The sequence below is a fragment of the Burkholderia sp. HMSC10F09 genome (assembly GCF_001806955.1).
Classification (GTDB): Bacteria; Pseudomonadota; Gammaproteobacteria; order Burkholderiales; family Burkholderiaceae; genus Burkholderia; species Burkholderia multivorans.
This window is the reverse complement of record NZ_KV786911.1, coordinates 21,458-42,161: the sequence shown is the minus strand read 5'-3', so window position 1 is coordinate 42,161 and position 20,704 is coordinate 21,458. Positions and strand designations below refer to the sequence as shown.

Annotated in this window: 19 protein-coding genes and 1 pseudogene; 13 read left to right on the top strand and 7 right to left on the bottom strand. The window is 64.3% G+C overall.

Annotated elements, in window-relative coordinates; all coding sequences use genetic code 11:
* The first annotated feature begins 69 nt into the window (after positions 1-69).
* A complete protein-coding gene (locus tag HMPREF3115_RS26075; protein WP_070556710.1) occupies positions 70-1,539 on the top strand; it encodes an aldehyde dehydrogenase family protein in 1,470 nt (489 codons plus the stop codon).
* Between the two features lie 257 nt (positions 1,540-1,796).
* On the opposite strand, the gene HMPREF3115_RS26070 is transcribed toward HMPREF3115_RS26075, so the two are convergent.
* Positions 1,797-2,741, bottom strand: coding sequence for a LysR family transcriptional regulator (locus tag HMPREF3115_RS26070; RefSeq protein WP_059873452.1), 945 nt, complete (start codon positions 2,739-2,741; stop codon positions 1,797-1,799).
* Between the two features lie 255 nt (positions 2,742-2,996).
* Here HMPREF3115_RS26070 and HMPREF3115_RS26065 point away from each other — a divergent pair, with 255 nt between their 5' ends.
* The 10 genes and pseudogenes from HMPREF3115_RS26065 to HMPREF3115_RS26020 all read left to right on the top strand — a co-directional run bounded on the left by HMPREF3115_RS26065 (position 2,997) and on the right by HMPREF3115_RS26020 (position 12,579).
* Positions 2,997-4,322: a cation:dicarboxylate symporter family transporter gene (locus HMPREF3115_RS26065; RefSeq protein WP_070556718.1), complete on the top strand. Its 1,326-nt coding sequence runs from the start codon at positions 2,997-2,999 to the stop codon at positions 4,320-4,322.
* 23 nt (positions 4,323-4,345) lie between these two features.
* Complete coding sequence (locus HMPREF3115_RS26060; protein ID WP_070556708.1) at positions 4,346-4,906, top strand: carboxymuconolactone decarboxylase family protein; 561 nt, start codon at positions 4,346-4,348, stop codon at positions 4,904-4,906.
* A gap of 13 nt (positions 4,907-4,919) precedes the next feature.
* Positions 4,920-5,747 (top strand): SDR family NAD(P)-dependent oxidoreductase, encoded by an 828-nt coding sequence (locus HMPREF3115_RS26055; protein ID WP_070556706.1) that lies wholly within the window; start codon positions 4,920-4,922, stop codon positions 5,745-5,747.
* Positions 5,747-6,580, top strand: coding sequence for an amidohydrolase family protein (locus HMPREF3115_RS26050; RefSeq protein ID WP_070556704.1), 834 nt, complete (start codon positions 5,747-5,749; stop codon positions 6,578-6,580). The genes HMPREF3115_RS26055 and HMPREF3115_RS26050 overlap by 1 nt, the downstream gene beginning before the upstream one ends.
* 77 nt (positions 6,581-6,657) lie before the next feature.
* Complete coding sequence (locus HMPREF3115_RS26045; RefSeq protein ID WP_070556702.1) at positions 6,658-7,443, top strand: substrate-binding domain-containing protein; 786 nt, start codon at positions 6,658-6,660, stop codon at positions 7,441-7,443.
* 32 nt (positions 7,444-7,475) lie between these two features.
* A complete protein-coding gene (locus tag HMPREF3115_RS26040; RefSeq protein ID WP_070556700.1) occupies positions 7,476-8,366 on the top strand; it encodes an alpha/beta fold hydrolase in 891 nt (296 codons plus the stop codon).
* Positions 8,367-8,428: 62 nt separating this feature from the next.
* Positions 8,429-9,319, top strand: a complete 891-nt coding sequence (locus HMPREF3115_RS26035) for an alpha/beta fold hydrolase (RefSeq protein WP_070556699.1) — start codon at positions 8,429-8,431, stop codon at positions 9,317-9,319.
* Positions 9,320-9,438: 119 nt separating this feature from the next.
* Complete coding sequence (locus HMPREF3115_RS26030) at positions 9,439-10,119, top strand: hypothetical protein (protein WP_125902338.1); 681 nt, start codon at positions 9,439-9,441, stop codon at positions 10,117-10,119.
* Between the two features lie 222 nt (positions 10,120-10,341).
* Positions 10,342-11,243: pseudogene (locus HMPREF3115_RS33120) on the top strand (amidohydrolase).
* A gap of 4 nt (positions 11,244-11,247) precedes the next feature.
* The gene (locus HMPREF3115_RS26020; RefSeq protein WP_070556695.1) at positions 11,248-12,579 is read left to right on the top strand and encodes an MFS transporter; all 1,332 of its coding nucleotides are present in this window, start codon (positions 11,248-11,250) and stop codon (positions 12,577-12,579) included.
* A 467-nt stretch (positions 12,580-13,046) separates the two neighbouring features.
* On the opposite strand, the gene HMPREF3115_RS26015 is transcribed toward HMPREF3115_RS26020, so the two are convergent.
* Positions 13,047-13,457 (bottom strand): (R)-mandelonitrile lyase, encoded by a 411-nt coding sequence (locus HMPREF3115_RS26015; RefSeq protein WP_070556693.1) that lies wholly within the window; start codon positions 13,455-13,457, stop codon positions 13,047-13,049.
* A 75-nt stretch (positions 13,458-13,532) separates the two neighbouring features.
* On the opposite strand from HMPREF3115_RS26015, the gene HMPREF3115_RS26010 reads away from it, so the two are divergent.
* The gene (locus tag HMPREF3115_RS26010) at positions 13,533-14,477 is read left to right on the top strand and encodes a LysR family transcriptional regulator (RefSeq protein WP_059873490.1); all 945 of its coding nucleotides are present in this window, start codon (positions 13,533-13,535) and stop codon (positions 14,475-14,477) included.
* Positions 14,478-14,766: 289 nt separating this feature from the next.
* Here the strand turns inward: HMPREF3115_RS26010 and HMPREF3115_RS26005 are convergent, their stop codons facing one another.
* Positions 14,767-16,440, bottom strand: a complete 1,674-nt coding sequence (locus HMPREF3115_RS26005) for an MFS transporter (protein WP_233632856.1) — start codon at positions 16,438-16,440, stop codon at positions 14,767-14,769.
* A 589-nt stretch (positions 16,441-17,029) separates the two neighbouring features.
* Here HMPREF3115_RS26005 and HMPREF3115_RS26000 point away from each other — a divergent pair.
* Positions 17,030-17,812, top strand: a complete 783-nt coding sequence (locus HMPREF3115_RS26000) for an SDR family oxidoreductase (RefSeq protein WP_070556689.1) — start codon at positions 17,030-17,032, stop codon at positions 17,810-17,812.
* 727 nt (positions 17,813-18,539) lie between these two features.
* On the opposite strand, the gene HMPREF3115_RS33115 is transcribed toward HMPREF3115_RS26000, so the two are convergent.
* The 4 genes from HMPREF3115_RS33115 to HMPREF3115_RS32880 all read right to left on the bottom strand — a co-directional run.
* Positions 18,540-18,833 (bottom strand): hypothetical protein, encoded by a 294-nt coding sequence (locus tag HMPREF3115_RS33115; protein ID WP_175835808.1) that lies wholly within the window; start codon positions 18,831-18,833, stop codon positions 18,540-18,542.
* 11 nt (positions 18,834-18,844) lie between these two features.
* Positions 18,845-20,080 (bottom strand): T6SS immunity protein Tli4 family protein, encoded by a 1,236-nt coding sequence (locus HMPREF3115_RS31810; protein WP_256276438.1) that lies wholly within the window; start codon positions 20,078-20,080, stop codon positions 18,845-18,847.
* A gap of 164 nt (positions 20,081-20,244) precedes the next feature.
* Positions 20,245-20,532, bottom strand: a complete 288-nt coding sequence (locus HMPREF3115_RS25990) for a PAAR domain-containing protein (RefSeq protein ID WP_054315157.1) — start codon at positions 20,530-20,532, stop codon at positions 20,245-20,247.
* 12 nt (positions 20,533-20,544) lie between these two features.
* A partial coding sequence (locus tag HMPREF3115_RS32880) for a T6SS immunity protein Tli4 family protein (RefSeq protein WP_256276440.1) occupies positions 20,545-20,704 on the bottom strand: 160 nt, incomplete at its 5' end.

Sequence of the window (20,704 nt, the reverse complement as noted above, 5' to 3'; positions counted from 1 at the left end):
GCGCGTCGGCACGCGCGCGTTGCTGCCGTTCGGCGCCGCCGCCCCCTATCGACTCAAGGACATCCTGTAATGAATCCATCCGTCAATTCGCCGGTTCGTCATCTGATGCAAGCCGGCAGGCTCGATCGGTTCTACATCGACGGCGACTGGGTCGTGCCCGACGGCGGCGACCGATTCGCGGTCGTGAGCCCGTCCACCGAAGACACGCTCTGCGAGATCCCGCTCGGCAGCGCGCGCGATGCCGACCGTGCAGTGCAGGCCGCACGCCGCGCGTTCGAACGCTGGTCTGCCACGTCGCCGCATGAACGCGCCGCGCTGCTCGACCGTATGCATGCGTTGATGCTCGAGCGTGCCGAGCAGTTCGCGGTCGCGCTCGCGATGGAAATGGGCGCGCCCATCAGCTATGCGCGCAGCGCACACGTACCGCTTGCGGCCGAGCACATCCGCGTCGCGCGCGACAACCTGGCCCATTATCCGTTCGTGTCGCGGCGCGGGACGACCGCGATCGTGCGCGAGCCGATCGGCGTGTGCGCACTGATCACGCCGTGGAACTGGCCGCTCTATCAGATCACGGCGAAGGTCGGGCCTGCGCTGGCAGCGGGGTGTACGGTCGTGCTCAAGCCGAGCGAGCTGTCGCCGCTCAGCGCGCTGCTGTTTGCGGAGATCGTCGCCGAGGCAGGCGTGCCGGCCGGCGTCTTCAATCTGGTCAGCGGCAGCGGGCCGGAAGTGGGCGAGGCGCTCGCGGCGCACCCGCAGGTCGACATGGTCTCGATCACGGGATCGACGCGCGCGGGCGTACTGGTCGCGCAGGCCGCGGCGCCGACCGTCAAGCGCGTTGCGCAGGAGCTCGGCGGCAAGTCGCCGAACGTCGTGCTGCCCGATGCGGATCTGTCGCGCGCGATTGCGCCGGGTGTGGCCGCCGCATTCCGCAACATGGGCCAGTCGTGCAGCGCGCCGACGCGGATGATCGTGCCGCGCAGCGTGCTGCGCGATGTCGAGGCACTGGCCGCGGCGGCGGCGGCGCAGATGGTCGTCGGCGATCCGTTTGCCGATGCGACGACGCACGGCCCGCTCGCCAATCGCGCGCAGTTCGGTCGCGTCGCGCAGATGATCGACGTCGGCATCGACGAGCGCGCGAAGCTCGTTGCGGGCGGACCGGGACGGCCGGCCGGGCTCGATCGCGGCTTCTACGTGCGGCCGACGATTTTTTCCGACGTCCGGACCGACATGGCGATCGCGCAGCAGGAGATCTTCGGCCCGGTGCTTGCGATCCTGCCATACGACACCATCGACGAAGCCGTCGCGATCGCGAACGACACCGTCTACGGGCTCGGCGCGCATGTGCAGGGCACCGACCAGGAACGCGTGCGCGAAGTGGCGGCACGCATTCGGTGCGGCCAGGTCCATCTGAACTACCCGGCATGGGACCCGCAGGCGCCGTTCGGCGGGTACAAGCAGTCGGGAAACGGGCGCGAGTATGGCGTCGAGGGGATGGAGGAGTATATGGAGGTCAAGGCGGTTGTGGGGTTCTACGGTTGAGGGGCGGATGGAGCTTCATATGCGAGCGTGCTTGCGTGCGACACGACCGTTCTCGCGCGATCAGCACTCCGACTGTCGAATCGCTCGTGCGTGACGGGCTCGTTCATGCGCCTTTTGTCAGCCGAGAGCGGGCGCGATCCGCTCGATGACGGCTTCGGCGCCCATTCTCGTCACGGCACGCGCCGGCTGGGCTTTGCTGACAGCCGCCACCGCGAGGGCGCCGAACCCTTGACAACCCGGCGCGCCGCGAAGTCCCGTCATTCCCCCGCACCACCCGCAAGCCACACGACCTGATCGCTCCACGTCTGGTCGCGCGTAAACCGAAACAACTTGTCCTTGAGCAGTCGGATCCAGGCATCGACGAGCCGTGACGGACGATTTTCCCGTAACGTGCTGATCGACACGGTCGAGCGGATTGCCGGCCGTTCGATCGCGATCGCCTTCAGCTCGCCGCGCGCCAGTTCCTCCTGGATCGCGACGTAGGTCAGCAGCGAATAACCGACCCCCGCACGGACGAGTTGCTTGGTCAGCGCAACGCTGTCGATCTCGAATTCGACGCGCAGCCGCACGCCGTGCTGGACGGCGGCCTGATCGATCAGCCGCCGGTTGCTGTGTGGCAGTCCCGGCAGGATCAACGGCATGTTCGCGAGGTCGCGTATCTGCAACGCCTTGCGCGTCGGCGCGGCATCGGGCGGTGCGACGACGATCAACGGCTCGCTGAAGAGCGGGACGATGTCGAACGCGTCGAGCGGCGGCTGGTTGTAGACCACCGCAAGATCGACACGCCGGTCGAGCACCCACTCCTGCAGCGAGTTGCTGAGCCCCTCGCGTATATGAAGCGACACGCCAGGCCAGTGCGTATGGAAGTCGCGCACGAGATCGGTACCGATCAACCGGCCGATGGTCGGCGGCAACCCCACGGCGAGATAGCCGCGCTCGGCATCGACGCTGGCCCGTACCTGGTCCGCCGTCTCGCTGACCATCCGCGTGATCATCTCGGCATGCTCGAGAAGGCGCGAGCCGGCGGCCGTCAAACGCACGCCGCGGCCGTAGCGCGTGAAGAGCGCCACGCCGATTTCTTCCTCGAGCTTGGCGATCTGGCGGCTCAGCGCAGGTTGCGCGATATACAGCTCCGCTGCCGCGCGGCTGAAACTGCCGGCGCGGGCGACGTGGATAAAGCTGCGTAGTTCTCGAATGTCCATGTCGATATCAAGCTATGCCGTTTTGGCATAGAAATACATGTTCATAAGGTCTTTGTCAAAAAAGTGGGACGGTTCTATGCTGCAAACAAATAGCAAACCCGATCCATAACGATCCCTGAGACACCATGCATCCCTATCCTCGCGCCCATTCCGTCTCTCGTTCGCGGCTGCGCCGCGGCGCTTCGCCAGACCGCCGCTGAGCGGCTGGCTCGACCGGCCGACGCATCGTCGAATACGCCATAGGAAGGAATGCTGATGAAAAGCTTGAAGAAACTGCACGTCCAGGTATTGATCGGGCTGGCGTGCGCGATCGTGCTGGGCCTGCTGGCACCGAAGACCGCGATCGCGATGAAGCCGTTCGGGCAGGGCTTCATCGCGCTGTTGAAGATGATGCTCGCGCCGATCATCTTCTGCACGCTGGTGCAGGGCATGGCGCACGTCAAGGATCTCCGGATGCTGGGCCGGATGGGCGTGAAATCGCTCGTCTATTTCGAAGTGGTCAGCACGGTCGCGATGGTGCTCGGCTTCGCGATGGTGAACGTGTTTCCGCCGGGCGCAGGCCTTCATGCCGCGAACATCGCCGAGAGCGCCGACGCATTGAAAACCACGTCGAACGCCGGCGAGATCTCCGTCGTCACCTACTTGCTGAGCCTCATTCCCCATACGCTCGTCGACGCGTTCGCGAAAGGCGACATCGTGCAGGTCCTGATCATCTCGATCCTGGCCGGGCTCGCGCTGAACGTGTCGGTCGGCGCCGATTCGGTCCTGCTGCGCGGCATCGACGAAGCGCAGAAGGTGCTGTTCCGCATGCTCGCGTTCATCATGCGCCTCGCGCCGCTCGGCGCATTCGGCGCGATGGCGGCCGCGGTCGGCAGCTACGGCGGCGTGACGCTGCTGTACCTGTTCAAGGTCATCGTTCTCTACTACGCGACGTCCGCGATCTTCGTGTTCGGCGTGCTCGGCGCGATCAGCTGGTCGATCGGTTTGCCGTTCGCCGCGATCATGCGACTGATTCGCGACGAGCTGCTGCTGACGTTCGGTACGGCGTCGAGCGAAGTGGTGTTTCCGCGGCTCGTCGAAAAGATGAAGCGCGCCGGCTGCGACGAGGTCGTGGTCGGGTTCGTGCTGCCGGCCGGCTACAGCTTCAATCTCGACGGCACGGCGATCTACATGGCGATCGCGATCGGCTTCATCGCGCAGGCGACCGATACGCCGTTCTCGCTCTGGCAGCAGCTCGGCCTGCTCGCGATCCTGAGCCTGACGTCCAAGGGCGGCACGACGGTGGCCGGCGGCGCGTTCGTCAAGCTGGCCGCCACGTTGCAATCGGTCCGCTCGTTGCCGCTCGCCGGGCTCGGCCTGCTGTTCGGCATCGATCGGATCATGGCGACGGCGACCGCACTCGTGAACGTGGTCGGCAACACGATGGCGGTGTTCGCGATCGCGCGCTGGGAAGGCCTGTTCGATGCCGCCGCGTTCAACCGCGAAACGGGGCGCACGGCGCGACGCTCGATGCTGCGCGCACGCAACGTGCCTGCCGATGCACGCGCCGAACAATCGGGCGCGACGGCCAAAGCAAACTGAATTCTGTCGAGGTGATTTTAACCATGGAACGCATTTCCCCGCTCGCGCCCGAGCAGCTGTCCGACGAGCAGCGCCAGGTGTACGACGCCATCGCCAGCGGCCCCCGCAAAGGCGTGCGCGGCCCGCTCGCCGTCTGGCTGCATCGACCGAGGCTGGCTGCCTGTGCGCAGGCGCTTGGCCAGTACTGCCGCTATGACAGCAGCGTGCCGCCCCGGCTTTCCGAGCTCGTCATCCTGTCGATGGGGCGCCACTGGCTTGCCGAGTACGAATGGGCCGCGCACAAGCCGTTTGCACTGGAGGCCGGACTCTCGATCGAGGTGATCGATGCGATTCGCGACGGCATCGAGCCGCCGTTCGTTCGCGACGACGAAAGGCTCGTCCATGCATTCGTCAAGCAACTGCACGAACGGCACGAGATCGACGACGCGCTGTATGCAGCGCTCGTCGACACGCTCGGCGAAGGCGCGGTCGTCGATCTCGTCGGCATCGCCGGTTACTACACGCTGATCTCGATGACGATCAAGGTTTTCAACGTCCCGCCGCCGGCGGGCGTCGCCCCCGAACTTCCCGCAACACACGGTTGAATACGCACACATCATGAACGACACATCCATCAACGAAGCGGGCGCAGGCCGCCTGCAGGGCAAGGTCGCGATCGTCACCGGCGCCGGCTGCGTCGGGCCGGGCTGGGGCAACGGCCGCGCGGTGGCCGCATTGTTTGCGGCCGCCGGCGCGAAGATCTTCGCCGTCGACATCAACATGGACGCGATGGCCGAGACGGTCCGTCGCGTGACCGAGCTGGGCGGCGAGATCACCGCGCATACGTGCGACGTCACGGACAGCGACGCCGTCGCGGCGATGGTCGCCGCATGCCGCGAAACCTACGGGCGCGTCGACATCCTCGTCAACAACGTCGGCGGCTCGGCCGCGGGCGGCCCTGTCGCGCTGTCAGAGGAGGCGTGGGACAAGCAGGTCGCGTTCAACCTGAAGAGCGTCTATCTGACCTGCAAGCACGTGCTGCCCGTCATGGAACAGCAGGGCGCCGGCGCGATCGTCAACACGGCGTCGACTTCCGGCATGCGCTGGACGGGCTCGGCGCAGGTCGCCTACGCGGCGTGCAAGGCCGGCGTGATCCAGCTCTCGAAAGTGGTGGCCGTCGAATACGCGAAGAAGGGCATCCGCGTCAACACGGTCGTGCCGGGCCAGCTGCATACGCCGATGGTCGAGGCGCGCCTCGCCGGGCAGCGCGCCGGCGGCGACGTCGACAAGCTGCTGGAGAGCCGGCTCGCGCGCATTCCGCTCGGCTTCATGGGCGACGGCCGCGATACGGCGAACGCCGCGCTGTTCCTGGCTTCCGACGAAGCGCGCTTCATCACGGGAACGGAAATCGTCGTCGACGGCGGCATGACGGCACGGTGCGACTGATGCAAGCGACTCGAGGCCGTCCGGCCGACAGCGTCTGGGATTGCCATACGCACATCTATGGGCCGTGGGAACAGTTTCCGGTACCGGCCGACGCGGCCTATCGGCCGGAGGCGGCGCCGATGTCGAGCCTGCTCGCGCTGCACGAACGGCTCGGCATCACACGCGGCGTGATCGTCCAGGCCGCGTGCTATCGGCACGATCACAGCGCACTGCTTGCCGCGATCGCGGCGACGGGCGGTACGTATCGCGGTGTCGCGCTCGTCGACGACACGACCGACGACGGCACGCTGCGCGAGCTACACGCGGGCGGTGTGCGCGGCATCCGGTTCAACTTCATGGGACATCTGCCCGGCGAGCGCGACACGGACAAGCTGCTGCGCACGGCCGAGCGTGTCGCGGCGCTCGGCTGGCACGTGCTGCTGCACGGGCGGCTCGCCGACTTGCTGCCGGTGCTCGACCAGTGGGCCGGCGCCGACATTCCGATGGTGATCGATCACATGGCGCGCCCGTCGCTGCAGACGCCGTGGACCGACGACCAGCGCGACGCGTTGCTCGCCCATCTCGGCAATCCGCATCGCTGGATCAAGCTGTCCGGCGTGGATCGATTCGCGGGCGGCGATGGACGTGCGTGGCCGGATGCGCGGCCGCTCGCGCGCCGCCTGCTCGATGCCGCGCCCGACCGCGCGATCTGGGGAACGGACTGGCCGCATCCGAACATCGAAGGCGCGGTGCCGGACGACCTCGCACTGCTGACGTTCGTCCGCGACCTGTGCAGCGACGATGCGCTCGCGCGCGCCGTGCTGACCGACAACCCGCTGCGGCTCTACGGCTAAGCCCAAGCAGCGGCTGAATGCATGCGGCGAGCGAACACGAAACGAATTCGACCTGCAGTGAACCTCAAGGAGGAGACATGAAAGAGAAATCGGGCTGGCGCGCCTGGCTGGGTGCCGCGACATGGATGACGCTGTGCGCGGCGTCGCCGGGCGCGCATGCCGACGAGATTCACGTTCTGGCGACGGGCGCGCTGCACGGCGCGTTCGACCAGCTCGTGCCGATGTTCGAAAAATCGTCGGGGCATCGTCTCGCGATTGCGTGGGGGCCGTCGTACGGCACGTCGGCCGAGGCCTTGCCGATGCGCTTGCGTAACGGCGAGAAGGTCGACATCTGCTTCATGATCAAGCCGGCACTTCAGCAACAAGTCGACGCCGGCCGCTTCGACCGCGCGTCGCTGTCGGACATCGCCGCCAGCGGAATCGGCGTCGCGGTGCGCAAGGGCGTGGCCGTGCCCGACGTCAGTACGGACGACGCATTGCGTCATGCGCTGCTCTCCGCCAAATCGGTGGCCTTCTCCGAAGGCGCGAGCGGCACCTACATCGTCGACACGCTGTTCAAGCGGCTCGGCATCGTAGAACAGATGAAAGCGAAGAGCGTGCTGATTCGCGGCAAGGAACTGGTCGGCACCGCACTCGCGCGCGGCGACGCCGAGCTCGGGCTGCAGCAGATCAGCGAACTGAAGGTGACGCCGGGCATCGACTTCGCGGGGCCGCTGCCTGCCGACGTGCAGAAGACCAGCGTGATCTCGTCGGCGATCGCCGTGAATGCGCAGGCCGCCGACGCCTCGCGGGCCTTCGCGGCCTTCCTGAAGACGGCACCCGCCGTGGCCGTGCTGCAGAAGACCGGCCTCGATCCGCTTTGAGACGACGGTCGCTATCGACCCATGAGGAGACGATGAAAACAAACGCGATGCTGACGCGGCTCGTGCTGGCCGCCGCACTGGCGACCTCGGTTGCCGCTTGCTCGACGCCGCGTGCCGACGCGAACGCGGTACAACGCACGCTCGTGTCGAAAGGCGACGTGCAGATCGAAACGCTTGCGCAAGGACGCGGGCCCGTGATCGTGATCCTGCCGTCGCTCGCACGCGGTGCCGAAGATTACGACGAAGTCGCGCGCATGCTCGCGGACGACGGATTCCGCGTATTGCGGCCGCAACCGCGCGGTATCGGCCGCAGCAGCGGACCGATGCGCGACCTCGACCTGCATGCGTTCGCATCCGATGTCGCGCTCGTGCTCGACCACGCGCACACGGGGCCGGTCGTGATCGTCGGCCATGCATGGGGCAGCCAGCCTGCGCGCATGCTCGCGGTCGATCGCCCCGATCTCGTGCGCGGCCTCGTGATGGCCGCGGCTTCGGCCGGCAAGCTGCCGCCGGGATCGACCGAGAAGCCGTATGGCCGGCTGCGCGAAGCGATCGACGGGGCGGGCGATCCGCGGTTGCCCGAGGCGCAGCGGCTGACTTATCTGCAGCAGGCGTTCTTCGCGCCGGGGCACGATCCGCGCGCATGGCTGACGGGCTGGTATCCGGAGGTGCATGCGGCGCAGGCGCATGCGCGCAACATCACGCCGATCGATGTCTATTTCGGCGGCGGGACGGTGCCGATGCTCGATCTGCAGGCGCAGTACGACGCCGTCGTCGTGCCGAACGTGTTCAAGCCGTGGCTGGGCGAGCGCGTGACCGTGCAGGTCGTCGCGAACGCGGGGCACGCGATGGCGCCCGAGCAGCCGCACGCGATGAGCGAAGCGATCGCCGCCTTTGCGCGGAAAGTCTACGGCACGCCGTGATCGTCAGCGGCACGCGCTGAAACAAACGAATGCATCCGTCAATCAATCAGGAGATCAGGAACATGAAGGTATCGAAGCGCGGCCTCGTGGCTGCATGCGTATTGTGGTGGGCGGCGTCCGCCTTCGCATCGTCGGGCGCAGCCGCCGTCGATCGAGAAATCGTTCGGCGCGGCGACGTGCAGATCGAGGTCATGCGCCAGGGGCAGGGCCCGCTGATCGTGATCCTGCCGTCGCTCGGCCGCTCGGGCCGGGATTACGACGCCGTCGCCGAGCGGCTCGTGGCGGACGGTTTCCGCGTGCTGCGCCCGGAGCCGCGCGGCATCGGGCAAAGCAAGGGGCCGATGGAGAATCTGTCGGTGCATGACTTCGCGGCGGACGTCGCAACGGTGATCGAGAACGAGCATCGCGGCCCGGCGATCGTCGTCGGCCATGCATGGGGCAACTTTCCCGCGCGCATGCTGGCCGTCGATCGGCCCGATCTCGTGCGCGGCGTCGTGCTCGCCGCCGCGTCCGCGGGCAAGGTGCCGCCCGGTTCGACGGAGAAGCCGATCAGCGCGGAGATCCGGCAGGCCATCGACGGGGCAGGCGACCTGTCGCTGCCGGAAGCGACGCGAATCGAATACCTGAAGAAGGCCTTCTTCGCGCCGGGCAACGATCCGCGCGTCTGGCTCGAGGGCTGGCATCACGCCACGCACGAAGCCGAATCGCATGCGCGCGAAACGACGCCGGTCGACGCGTACTTTGCGGCCGGCACCGCGCCGATTCTCGACCTGCAGGCCGAATACGACGCCGTCGCGCCGCGCCGGTTCTCGAACGTGCTCAAGTCGATGCTCGGCGATCGCGTGACGATCGTGCGGATTCCCAATGCCGGCCATGCGCTCGCGCCCGAGCAGCCGGCCGCCATGGCCGACGCCATCGCGGCGTTTGCACGGAAGATCACGGCCGCGCAGTGAGCGCGTCGACGGGAGGCGTGGTTGACCTATTCAAACCGGTTATAGGTTGCTATCGATAAAAGGTTTTGGTCAATCCGGGGAAAACTGTTCACAGTGGTTGCCATAAACAGGAGACGAGCTTGCACGACGCCACGACGCTGCCGCGCGCCATGTTGATGGTCATGATGGAACCGCCCGCTCATCGCGAGGACGAGTTCAACGACTGGTACGACACCGAGCATTTTCCCCAACGCCGATCGTTGCCCGGATGCATCGCGGCATCGCGATGGGTATGCATACACGGATGGCCGCGCTGGATGGCGCTTTACGATCTGGCGAGCCTCGACGTGCTGGAAAGCGACGCGTATCGATCGATGTCGGGCAAGCAATCGACACCGTGGACTCGCCGGATCCTGTCACGCACGGTGGGCCGGCGCCGCGTCGTGGCCAGCGCGCTTGGCGAGACCACGGCGATCCAGCATGCCGGATGGCAAACGTCGCGGCTCGTCGTGATGGGGATGCCGGTTGCGTCGGACGCTGACGGGCTGAAGGTCGCCGATGGGCTGCAACGCCAACTCGCAGCGTCGAATGAGGTGCTGCAGCTTCGCGGATTTTTCGAAGCCTGCGTTCAACCGACGGAAGGCGGCCCGCATCGCGGTGGTGTTCCTGCCGGCATCGCATGGTTCATCGCCGCGCTTGCGGTACCCGCCGAGCAGGCACTGCTCGATGCGGCGCGCGAGGGCGCGGCCGGTTACCCGTTGACCGTATTCAATGTCTATATGCCATACCGGCGTAATGCCGGCCTGCCTGCCGATTCATGAATGTGGACGAGCGTTGTTGCGGATCGGCATGCCCGATCCGCAGGCGAGCTGCTCGTCGAAGCAGGACGTCGACTGACGTTCACGCCCGAACCTGTGCGTTCGCGGGCGACACCGACCACGCACACGTGAACGGCGAATTTACGCCCGCTGCATGTGCGCCGAACGATACGTTGTCCGGCGCGGCCCCCAAGCCTTCGCTTAACCATCAAGGAATCTGTCGACATGACCGTGACGTCTTCGAATGCCTCGACGCATTCGCTCAAATTCTCTCCGCCACCGCTGGCGGAACCGCGCCGGCCCGTCTTGCGCCTGCCAGCCAACAGCTGCGACGCGCATTGCCATGTGTTCGGGCCGTTCGACCGGTATCCGTTGCCCGACGATCGCAGTTTCGATCCGTCCGCCGCACCCGAGTCGAAGTTGCGACAGCTGCATGACCATCTCGGCTTCTCGCGTGCCGTCATCGTGCAGAGCCAGGGGCACGGGTTCGACCACCGGCCGCTGCTCGATGCATTGCGCGACGGAGGCGGGCGCTACAAGGGCGTCGCGCTCGTGCGGCCGGGCGATCTGGACGAGGTGCTCGAGCGGTACGACGCGAGCGGCGTGTGCGGTGCGCGCTTCAACTTCCTCGCGCATCTCGGCGGCCGCCCGGATCTGGATGCGGTCAGGACGGTCGCCGCGCGCATCCGGCCGCTCGGCTGGCATCTGGCCATTCACGTTTCCGGGCAGGACATCGTCGAATTTTCGCCGTTCATCCGTTCGCTCGACATGCCGGTCGTCATCGATCACATGGCGCGCGTCGATATCGACGAAGGGTCGACAGTCCATCGGTGCGTGCGCTCTGTGCGCTGCTCGATACGGGCAACGTGTGGGTCAAGCTGTCGGGCGCCGACCGGATGTCCAAAGCCGGTGCGCCGTTCGAGGACACGCTGCCTGTCGCGCGTCGACTCGCCGAACATGCGCCCGAGCGCGTTCTCTGGGGCAGCGACTGGCCGCATGTCAACCTGAGCCATCCGATGCCGGACGACGGCGATCTCGTCGATCTGATCGCGCGGATCGTGCCGGACGAGAGACGTCGCATCCAGATGCTCGTCGACAATCCCGCCCGCTTCTTCGGATTCAGGTGAACGCATGGCATCGACGCTCACCGTTCCGCACGAGCAACCGGATGCGGCGCAGGACGCCGCACTGCAGCGCGCGTTGCGCAAGAATCTGGTCCGCCTCGTCCCGTTGCTGGCGATCGGCTATTTCTTCAACTACATCGATCGGACCAACATCGGCTTCGCGGCGCTGACGATGAATCGCGATCTCGGCCTGACCGGCAGCCAGTTCGGCATGGCGGCCGGCCTGTTCTTCGTCGGCTATTGCGCGCTCGAGGTGCCGAGCAATCTCGCGCTCTATCGGTTCGGTGCGCGGCGCTGGCTGGCGCGCATCATGATCAGCTGGGGGCTGCTGTCCGCCGCCTGTGCGTTCATCCAGGGGCCGACGAGCTTCTACGTGCTTCGCGTGCTGACCGGGGCGGCCGAAGCCGGATTCTTTCCCGGCGTGCTGTTCTATCTGTCGTGCTGGTTTCCGAAAGCGTGGCGCGTGCGCGTGCTCGCGTGGTTTCTGGTCGCGATTCCGTTGTCGTCGGTCGTGGGCGGTGTGCTGGCGGCGTTCATCATGCAGCTCGACGGCGCAGCGGGGCTCAAGGGCTGGCCGTGGCTGTTCGTCGTCGAAGGGTTGCCGGCTTGTCTGCTCGGCCTGCTGACGCTGTGGTTGCTGCGCGACCGCCCCGAACAGGCCGACTGGCTGACGCGGGAGGAATCCGCCGCGCTCACCGACGTGCTTGCGCGCGAATCGGCCGAACTGCCGAAGCGGGATTTCGGCGCCGTGCTTCGCGACGCGCGCGTCTGGATGATGGTCGGCATACTGTTCTGCTACTGGATCGGCATCAACGGCATCGCGATCTGGCTGCCGCTGATGCTCAAGGGACATGGGTTGTCGACGTTCTCGGTGGGATTGCTGTCGGGCGTGCCCTATCTCGTCGCGGCGGTCGCGATGATCGCGTGGGCCAGGCTGATGGAGCGTCAAGGCCGGCACTTGTTGCATCTCGCGCTCGCGTGCGTCGTGTCCGCGGCCGGGCTGATCTTCGCCGTCGTTTTTTCGTCGCTGCTGCCCGCGCTCGTCGGCATGGTGTTCGCGGTGATCGGCTTGAGTGCGGCCCGGCCGGCGTTCTACAGCCTGCCGTCGCGGCATTTGACCGGCGTCGCGGCGGCGGGCGGCATGGCGTTCATCAATTCGATGGGCAGCCTCGGCGGGTATGTCGGGCCGTGGATGGTCGGTGTGCTCAAGGATGCGACGCGTTCGTATGCGCCGGGCATGCTGGCGATGTCGGCGTCGCTGCTGCTTGCTGCGCTTTTGACCTGGGGGCTCGCGAGTTATACGCGGCGGGAAGCGGCGGGGGAGAGGGGGCGCGGGTGAGGGGTATTGCCGGGTGAACCGAATCATGGCGTTGGTTCGCCCGGTGCAACGTATCGCGAGCGGCGTCAGACGCAGCACCTGGCGATGTCGGTGTCGACCGGCGCATGGTTGGTGAAACCGCGCTCCCTGCATCGGTTCGACGTGCCTGTGCAGGCGGCGGAGAACGGCATCCGTTTCGGCATGGATGGCACGTCGGCGATGGCGAGCAGCGCATCGTCAACGCGTTCACGGCCTCGATATGCTCGAGAAAACGCGCGATCTCGTGCGCTTGCGGTGCTTCGGCTTAGGTTTGAACTCGTCGCGGCATGTTCCGTCGCGTCGGGCGGCGGGAAGCAGATCGTCAGGTCGCGTCGATCGTGTCCGTGACGAAGATAACCGCGCGTTCGACACCGACACGACGTGCGCTAAGCGCCGCTCCCGGGATTTGCGAGGCAAGGGGATGCACGCCTGCTACGCCATGAACCGCATTACCCTTGCTCGCCGCTGCCGAAATACTGCGCGTCCGTGACCCGCTCCAGCCATTCGACATTCTTGCCATCGAGCGCTTCCTGAACGGCGATATGCGTCATCGCGGTCGTCGAGGTTGCACCGTGCCAGTGCTTGTGGCCCGGCGGGCACCAGATCACGTCGCCCGCGCGGATCTCGACGCGCGGTTCACCTTCGCACTGCGTCCAGCCGCAGCCGGCCGTCACGATCAAGGTCTGACCGAGCGGATGGGTATGCCAGTTGGTGCGCGCACCGGGTTCAAACGTGACGCTCGCACACGAAACGCGTGCGGGCGGAGGCGGCGCGTTCAGCGGGTCGAGCCGCACCGTGCCCGTGAACCGTTCTTCGGGGCCTTTCATCGAGGGCTGCGAGCCCGCGCGTTTCAGTTCCATGACTATTTCTCCTCGGTTTCATCCGGGCAAATGCCCGATGCCACTAATCTAACGTCTGGGAATAGATGCGACTAGATGGCAAAATCGGCATGCCCTTATGCCGTGGAGCATGAATTGAAAGAGAACTTCGACGATCTGGTCGGCTTCATGAACGTCGCGCGCGAGCGCAACTTCACGCGGGCGGCGGCGCAGCTCGGCGTCTCGCAGTCCGCGTTGAGCCGGACGGTGGCGGCCCTCGAAAAGCGCATGGGTCTTCAGTTGCTGACGCGTACGACCCGCAGCGTCTCCCTGACGGAGGCCGGCGAACGACTCCTCGCAGCAATCGCGCCGCGCTTTCAGGAAATCGAAGCGGAGGTCGATGCCCTGCGCGCGATGACGAACCGCCCCAGCGGAACGGTCCGCATCACCACCACCGACTACGCGGCGAACACGTACGTTTGGCCGCGTCTGCAGCCGCTGCTGCGCCAGTATCCGGAACTGAAGATCGAACTCGTCAACGACTATGGGTTGACCGACATCGTCGCGGATCGCTATGACATCGGTGTGCGGCTCGGCGATCAAGTCGCCAAAGACATGATCGCGGTGCGAATCGCGCCGGATATGACGATGGCAATCGTCGGGGCTCCCCGTTACCTGAAGTCGGCCGCGCCCGCGAACACGCCGCAGGACCTGACGCAGCACAACTGCATCAATCTGCGGCTGCCGACGCGAGATTCACTGCTCGCGTGGGAGTTGAAGAAAGGGCGGCGCGAGTTGCAGGTGCGGGTCGAAGGGCAGCTCATTTTCACGAGCGTCTATCAGATGATGGACGCGGCGCTGGGCGGGTTCGGACTTGCATACGTCCCCAAGGATCTTGCGGAAGGGCATGTCCGGGCCGGGCGCTTATGCTGGGTGCTGGAAGACTGGTTTCCTACGTTCGTCGGACATCACGTCTATTACCCGAGTCGACGCAAATCGTCGCGGGCCGTCGAGCTTGTCGTGGAGGCGTTGAAGAGCGGTTATTCGCGTCGCATGCGGTGAGCGGCAAGGCGACCGCAACGCGGCAGATCGTTGCCGTCGAGTCGCCGCGCGTCATGGCCACCGGGATATCGCGAACGGACGTCGCACAAAAAAAGCGCCGCCTGAAACAGGCGGCTTCGAACGGAGATCACGTCCTTCGATGTGCATGGATTACAGCGCGAAAAGTTATCCAGCGCCGCCATGGTTGCCGGCGCCGGTACCACGGAGGATCAGCCCAGCGCGATTCGGTGAATCGGCCGAAGCGCGATGTGAGAGCCCGAAGCCGTCCTGATTGCTGCGTCGACCGCGCCTAGTCGTTGATATTGACGTCGCGCGTTTCACGGAAGAACAGGATGAGGGCAATCAAGGAGACAACCGTCCATCCAAGCGGATACCACAGGCCCGAGAAGATGTTGCCCGTTTGCGCAGAAATGGCGAACACGAAGGTCGGAAGCAGACCGCCGACCCAGCCCGTTGCCGCGTTATACGGGACTGACATCGACGTATAGCGGATACGTGTCGGAAACATTTCCACCAGCGCGGGACCGATCGTCATGACCGTGATAATCGAGCAACTGAAGAACACCACGAGTAGAACGAATACCATCGGCCCGTTGAAGGCCGCAGGATCACTGTGCGCTGGATACCCCTGAGCTGTCAGCAAGTCACGCAGTTCGCCTGCGAAATGCGTGGCTTGTGCTTTCGCTGCGGGCGCGGTAAGGCCTGCGGCACTGTATCCCGTCAGTGTGCCGTTCCCGACACGGATCACGGTGGTGGTGGCGGCGGATCCTTTGTCCTCGACGCTATAGCTGACGCCGGCAGCGGCCAAAGCTTGCTTGGCCGTATCGCATGACGATGTAAAGCGGCGATTGCCGAGCGGATTGAAGAGCAGAGAGCAGCGTGAAGCGTCAGTCTCGACGGTGATAGGCGCGGCCGCCTGCGCCGACGCCAAGGCCGGATTGGCAAAATGCTCGAACCCGTGGAAGACCGGAAAAAGCAGTGCTGCGGTCGTTGCAAACCCGATCAACAACGCGGGCTTGCGGCCGATTCTGTCGCACAGCCAGCCCGAGATCGGGAACATCGGCAAGCAGACGGCGGTCGCCAGAAGTACCACGGTGTTGACCGTCTTTGGGTCGACTTTCAGCGTCTGCGTCAGGAAGAACGTCGGATAGAGCGCCGCCATGTAATACATCGAGGTCATGCCCGCGCACAAGCCGAAGGCCACCGCCAGACGACGGAAGTTCGCCGCATCGAGGAACGTTTCCCGGATAGGTGACTTCGAGAGTTGTTTGTTCTGCAGAAGCTTCCTGAAGGCCGGCGACTCTTCCATGCGTAAGCGCATCGCCAGCGAGATCGCCAGCATGATGATGGAGCCGATGAAAGGGAGCCGCCATCCCCATACGTCGAATCCGTCACCCGAGAGCTCGCGCGCGGCAAGGATGACGAGGAAAGACAGCAGCAGTCCGGCCGTGGTTGCCGCGGTCGTCCACGACATGTTCAGTCCCCGGCGGCGGCTCGTGGAGTACTCTGCGACATAGGTGAGGGCCCCCGCGTATTCACCGCCTGCTGCCAGCCCCTGCAGTATGCGCAGGCAGATGAGCACGATTGGCGCGGTGATACCGATTGATGCATAGGTCGGCAGACAGCCGACACCGACCGTCGCTACGCCCATCATGCAGATGGTCACGACGAACGTGCGCTTGCGACCGATCATGTCGCCGATGCGCCCAAAAACGAGCGCACCAAGCGGTCGCATCATGAAACCGACGGCAAACGTCAGCAGCGCGAAGATGAACGCCGTGCCGGCCTCGACGCCCGAGAAAAACTTTGCCGCGAGCACGGTGGCAAGGGAGCCGTATAGCGCAAATTCATACCATTCGAAGGCTGTGCCGATCGAGGCGGCCCATATCGCACGCGAAATCGGAATTGGCGTGTCCGATCCCATCGCCGATGGGGCGGTTTCCAAATCTGCGGGGTGGTTCATTGACTGTCTCCTGAATCAGAACCGCGTGCTTCTTTGTCTTCGTCGGTCCGTTGGTGTGAGCCGCGTTCGTTCCTACGTCACAAAACGCTATCTTCCGGCTATGGCACATGTACTGCCGGTTCAGACATGGGCTCGATCGGCGCGTTTACCGCGCTGTCATGCTCGATGCTTGAATCTGAAGCGTTAGAGTCTTTGTCGAACTGGGAGGCACGATGAATGTGTGCGTTTACGCCGTCAACGCGGTGAAGCGATTTGTTCCGTACAACGAGGCAATGGCGTTTTCGTCGCACGCAGAGTGGACTGCCGTGCGAGGACCGGACACCGAACGGTATGAAAATCCTTTTCTCCACTGTACGGAACGTGTGTCATTACCGTGCTGACCTCGATACCGCAAGCGGTGCATGATGAATCCGAGATCAATAGCGGCATCCGTGCTGTAAGCCGCTACCCACGCAGCGTTGGAGCGATACGGAAACGAACAGATAGGTAAGCTCTTTGAAGACCGGATCCGGCCGCATCGGCGCGTCAAAGGCGCACTGCGCGCGGTTGAGCTACATGCAATCCGTGAAACCGGGAACAGGAGAACGTGATGGATATGGGAATCTCGGGCCAAAGCGTACTGATTACCGGCGCGTCGCAAGGCATCGGCGCGGGGCTGGCGAGATCGTTTGCCCGGGAGGGTTGCGACCTGTTGCTGGTTTCGCGGTCGGCCGAGAAACTCGACGCGCTGGCAAGCGAGCTGAGCGCCGCGCACGGCGTGAATGTCCGCGTACTGGCGCTCGATATGACACGAACGGGCGCGATTGCCGACATCGTTTCGTTTGCGGCGCATGCCGACATCCTGGTGAACAACGCAGGTGCGATTCCGGGCGGCACATTATGGGATGTCGACGAGGACGCCTGGCGCAAGGGCTGGGAACTGAAGGTGTTCGGCTATATCAACCTGACGCGCGCGATGTACACGGAGATGAAGGCGCGCGGGCGCGGCGTCATTCTGAACAACATCGGCAACGGCGGGCAAAACTTCGATTTCAACTACATCGCGGGTTCGACGGGCAATGCCGCACTGATGGCTTTCACCTGCGCGCTGGGTGGCCGCAGCCTGGAAGACGGCATCCGCGTGTTGGGTGTCAATCCCGGGCCGGTATCGACGGAGCGCATTGCCAAGGTACTCCGGAATCACGCCTCGCGCTTGCTGGGCGACGAAGCGCGCGCCGATGAACTCATGGCGGGCTATCCGTTGGGCCGCGCGGCGACCGTGCCGGAGGTCGCCGACCTTTTCGTCTTTCTGGCATCGCCGCGCTCGAGTTACACCAGCGGCACGATCGTCACGGTGGACGGAGGCATCACGTCGCGGCGATCGGTGGCCTGAGTCGGTGCGAGCGGTTTTCCACCGTGCGGGGCTATAGAGCCGGCTCCCGATTTCTCTTCCGGTATCCGCGAACGATGCTCGCAAAGAACGCACGCGAGGCGGAATATCGTGCAGGCAGGTTGAAGACGCATAGGGAGGTCGGTCAAATCGAGCGTCGAATCTAACCGCCGATATTTGCGCTTGCGGGCATTCCTATCTCGAGATTCATCGATCGCATTTGAGTTGACATAATGCGTATGATCGTCGGATTTGATTGTAGCGGCTAGATTGGAATGTCCGCTCTGCGATGGCTGCAACGCGATGGCGATGCTCCGACGCCTTCAGAAGCTTGCGCAGCAAGGAGCTCAGGTCTTCGTCCGGATGGTTGTAACGGGAACAAGCGTCAGGCTACTCCGAAGACATCGCTACGCAGCTTGCACGCGAATTCCAAAGTACGGAATGCATAAGCGTAAACCATTGATATCGACCTGGGCCGCCCGGAATAATCCGCCGTGACGGTCCCTCGACGATGATCTGCGACGGCTGCAATCGCTCGACCTGCACAGTTGGCGTCGCCGCCGATCCTGCCGCGAACATCAGCAGACAGCCGCAAGAAGGGACATTCCGACGAGCGGAGCTTCCTTTTCGAAATACATCGCGGGCAGCATGAGCGAGACGACATACAGGCCAATCGATACCGCCAGGACGGTTCCCCGCCGAACGCGCGGCAATGATTCCAGGGCCCTTGTCATTGTCTGGCCCCTTCGCGCGGCGGATGAACGATTGCCTGCGCACTCATCCCCGCTGGCCAGCCGGCGTCACGACCTTTTCGCCACGCGCACGCACGAGTGCCCGTTGCGTTATGGGATCGATCGGCGATCACGGCGCGCCGGCTCGACTGAGCGGCTCCGACGTATTCGGCTACGGTGCGCGGACCGAGCCCGGCTGCGTTGAGCGTCACCGCCAAGCTAGCACTCGCTTCTGTTGCCGCCGAGGCGACGACCGTCGTCGCGCCGCCTTTCACGATGTCGTAGCGTCGCATGTTGCCCTCGGTCAAACCGCGCCCGGACGCAGGCGCAAGCTGTTCAGCAGCGTGTCCCAGGTTTGCAGTGCGCCGGCCTCATCGACCGGCGACGTCGCTTCTTCAGGCGTCAAATCTGCGCTGCTCGCACCGAGTATCAACTGGATGGCGGTATGCGGCTTCGCCAACGTGCTCGGATCGCCGGGCGCAAGCAGGTAGAAACGGTAGGACGTGATCTCGCCTTCCTTTAGTGCGAACAGCACTTCCTCGGCGTCCATCCCGGCCACCGTGCGTTTGCCTTGGCGCAAAATGCGGTAACTCCCGCTTGAAACCCGATCCATCTGCGCACGCAGAGCAGGCAGTGTCTTGGTCAGCGGCTCTTTCTGGTCGACGTCGACTGAATCCCGCATCTGGATCACCAGCAGCGCCGGCCGTCCCGGCATCAGCGCGAACGACTGGCTGACTTCCTCGGGATAGGTCGACGAGCCCGTCGCGATACCGCCGTCGAAGCAGAACCCCGATTCGGTCGGTACCGACCAGTTGTCGCGTGCCTTGATACGCCGATAGAGATCGGTGTAAACGGGCTCGAACTTGTCCAAACCACCTGATCCAAATGACCCAGTCGTGTGGAACAAGGTCTTGTTTTCAAAAAAATAGCCTTCCGTTTGAAACGGTAAAGCGACCCCTTCAGTATAAAATTTCTTATAAGCGAAAACTCTGGAGTCGTTCTTTGGTGATAACGCTTTCTCTAGCCAGGAACTGTACGTCTTATTATCTCTACTTCCGGGATAAGTGCGCTTCTTTGTTTTCAATTCCCTTTCCAGTCCGTCAACCTTGGCCTGATATGTTGCAGACGATACGTTGTGCTGTGTCTCAAGCTTCTCCCCCCAATACGCGTATCGCTGGTTCGTTATCTCGCTCGCCGTGGGCCGTTCGAATACAAAGCGGCCGATGCACCAAGGGCGCGGCGTGGACAACAAGGGATTCGTCATGGTTGGTTCACCGGAAAACGCTATCGAACAGGTGCACAAACCCACGACGAAAAACAGATATCGCACAAAACGTGGCAATATTTCGGCTCCGGCGTATCTTCCGCGATTTCCACGATGCTGTAGAGGAATGCCCTGGAAGCCCTCGGATTGGTTATAGCTTTCCCGATGCACATAATCTCCTTCATCGAATTCCGGACGCGTCGAACACATCGGCGAATTTTTGTCCGTCGAGCCAAACAACCCCGAACGATTATTGCCCGCGACCGGATTTGGCACGTGCGGGAAGCTTTTAAATCGCGATGGCGGCCGAGGAAAACGCGTTCGTCGAAAACAGCATGGGAGCACTCATTCTGCTGCTCGGCCTTACCTGTCTCGTTGCACCCCACTAACAGTTTTACGCGGCTCGTTCCTCGGAACACGTGAATTGACGGCAGCCCGGGTCAGACGTCGACATACGAAACGGACTGCGACGCCACCAGTTTCGGCGGCGTCGGACACGCGCACAGGCAGAGGTCGTCGCTCAATGCTGCCTCCCGCCCGTCCGGCCCGGTGGTGGAGATCCGTTGGCCACTACAACCGATCTTGCCGACCGTCTTGCAGACGGGGCACCACACAGGGTCGTGCTCGTAGGCTTGCTCTCGTCCGCCGATCAGGTCGGAGCCATCGCCCCCTTGCACGACACCGCCGACCGTCGTCGTGTCACCCTTCACGATGTCATAGCGTCGCATGTCCGACCTCGCTTACACCGCGCCGGGCCGCAGCCGCAAACTGTTGAGCAGCGCGTCCCACGTCTGCAGCGCGCCCGCTTCGTCAACTGGTGACGTCGCTTCGTCAGGCTTCAAATCGGGGCTGCTCGCGCCGAGCAGTAGTTGGATGGCGGTATGCGGCTTCGCCAACGTG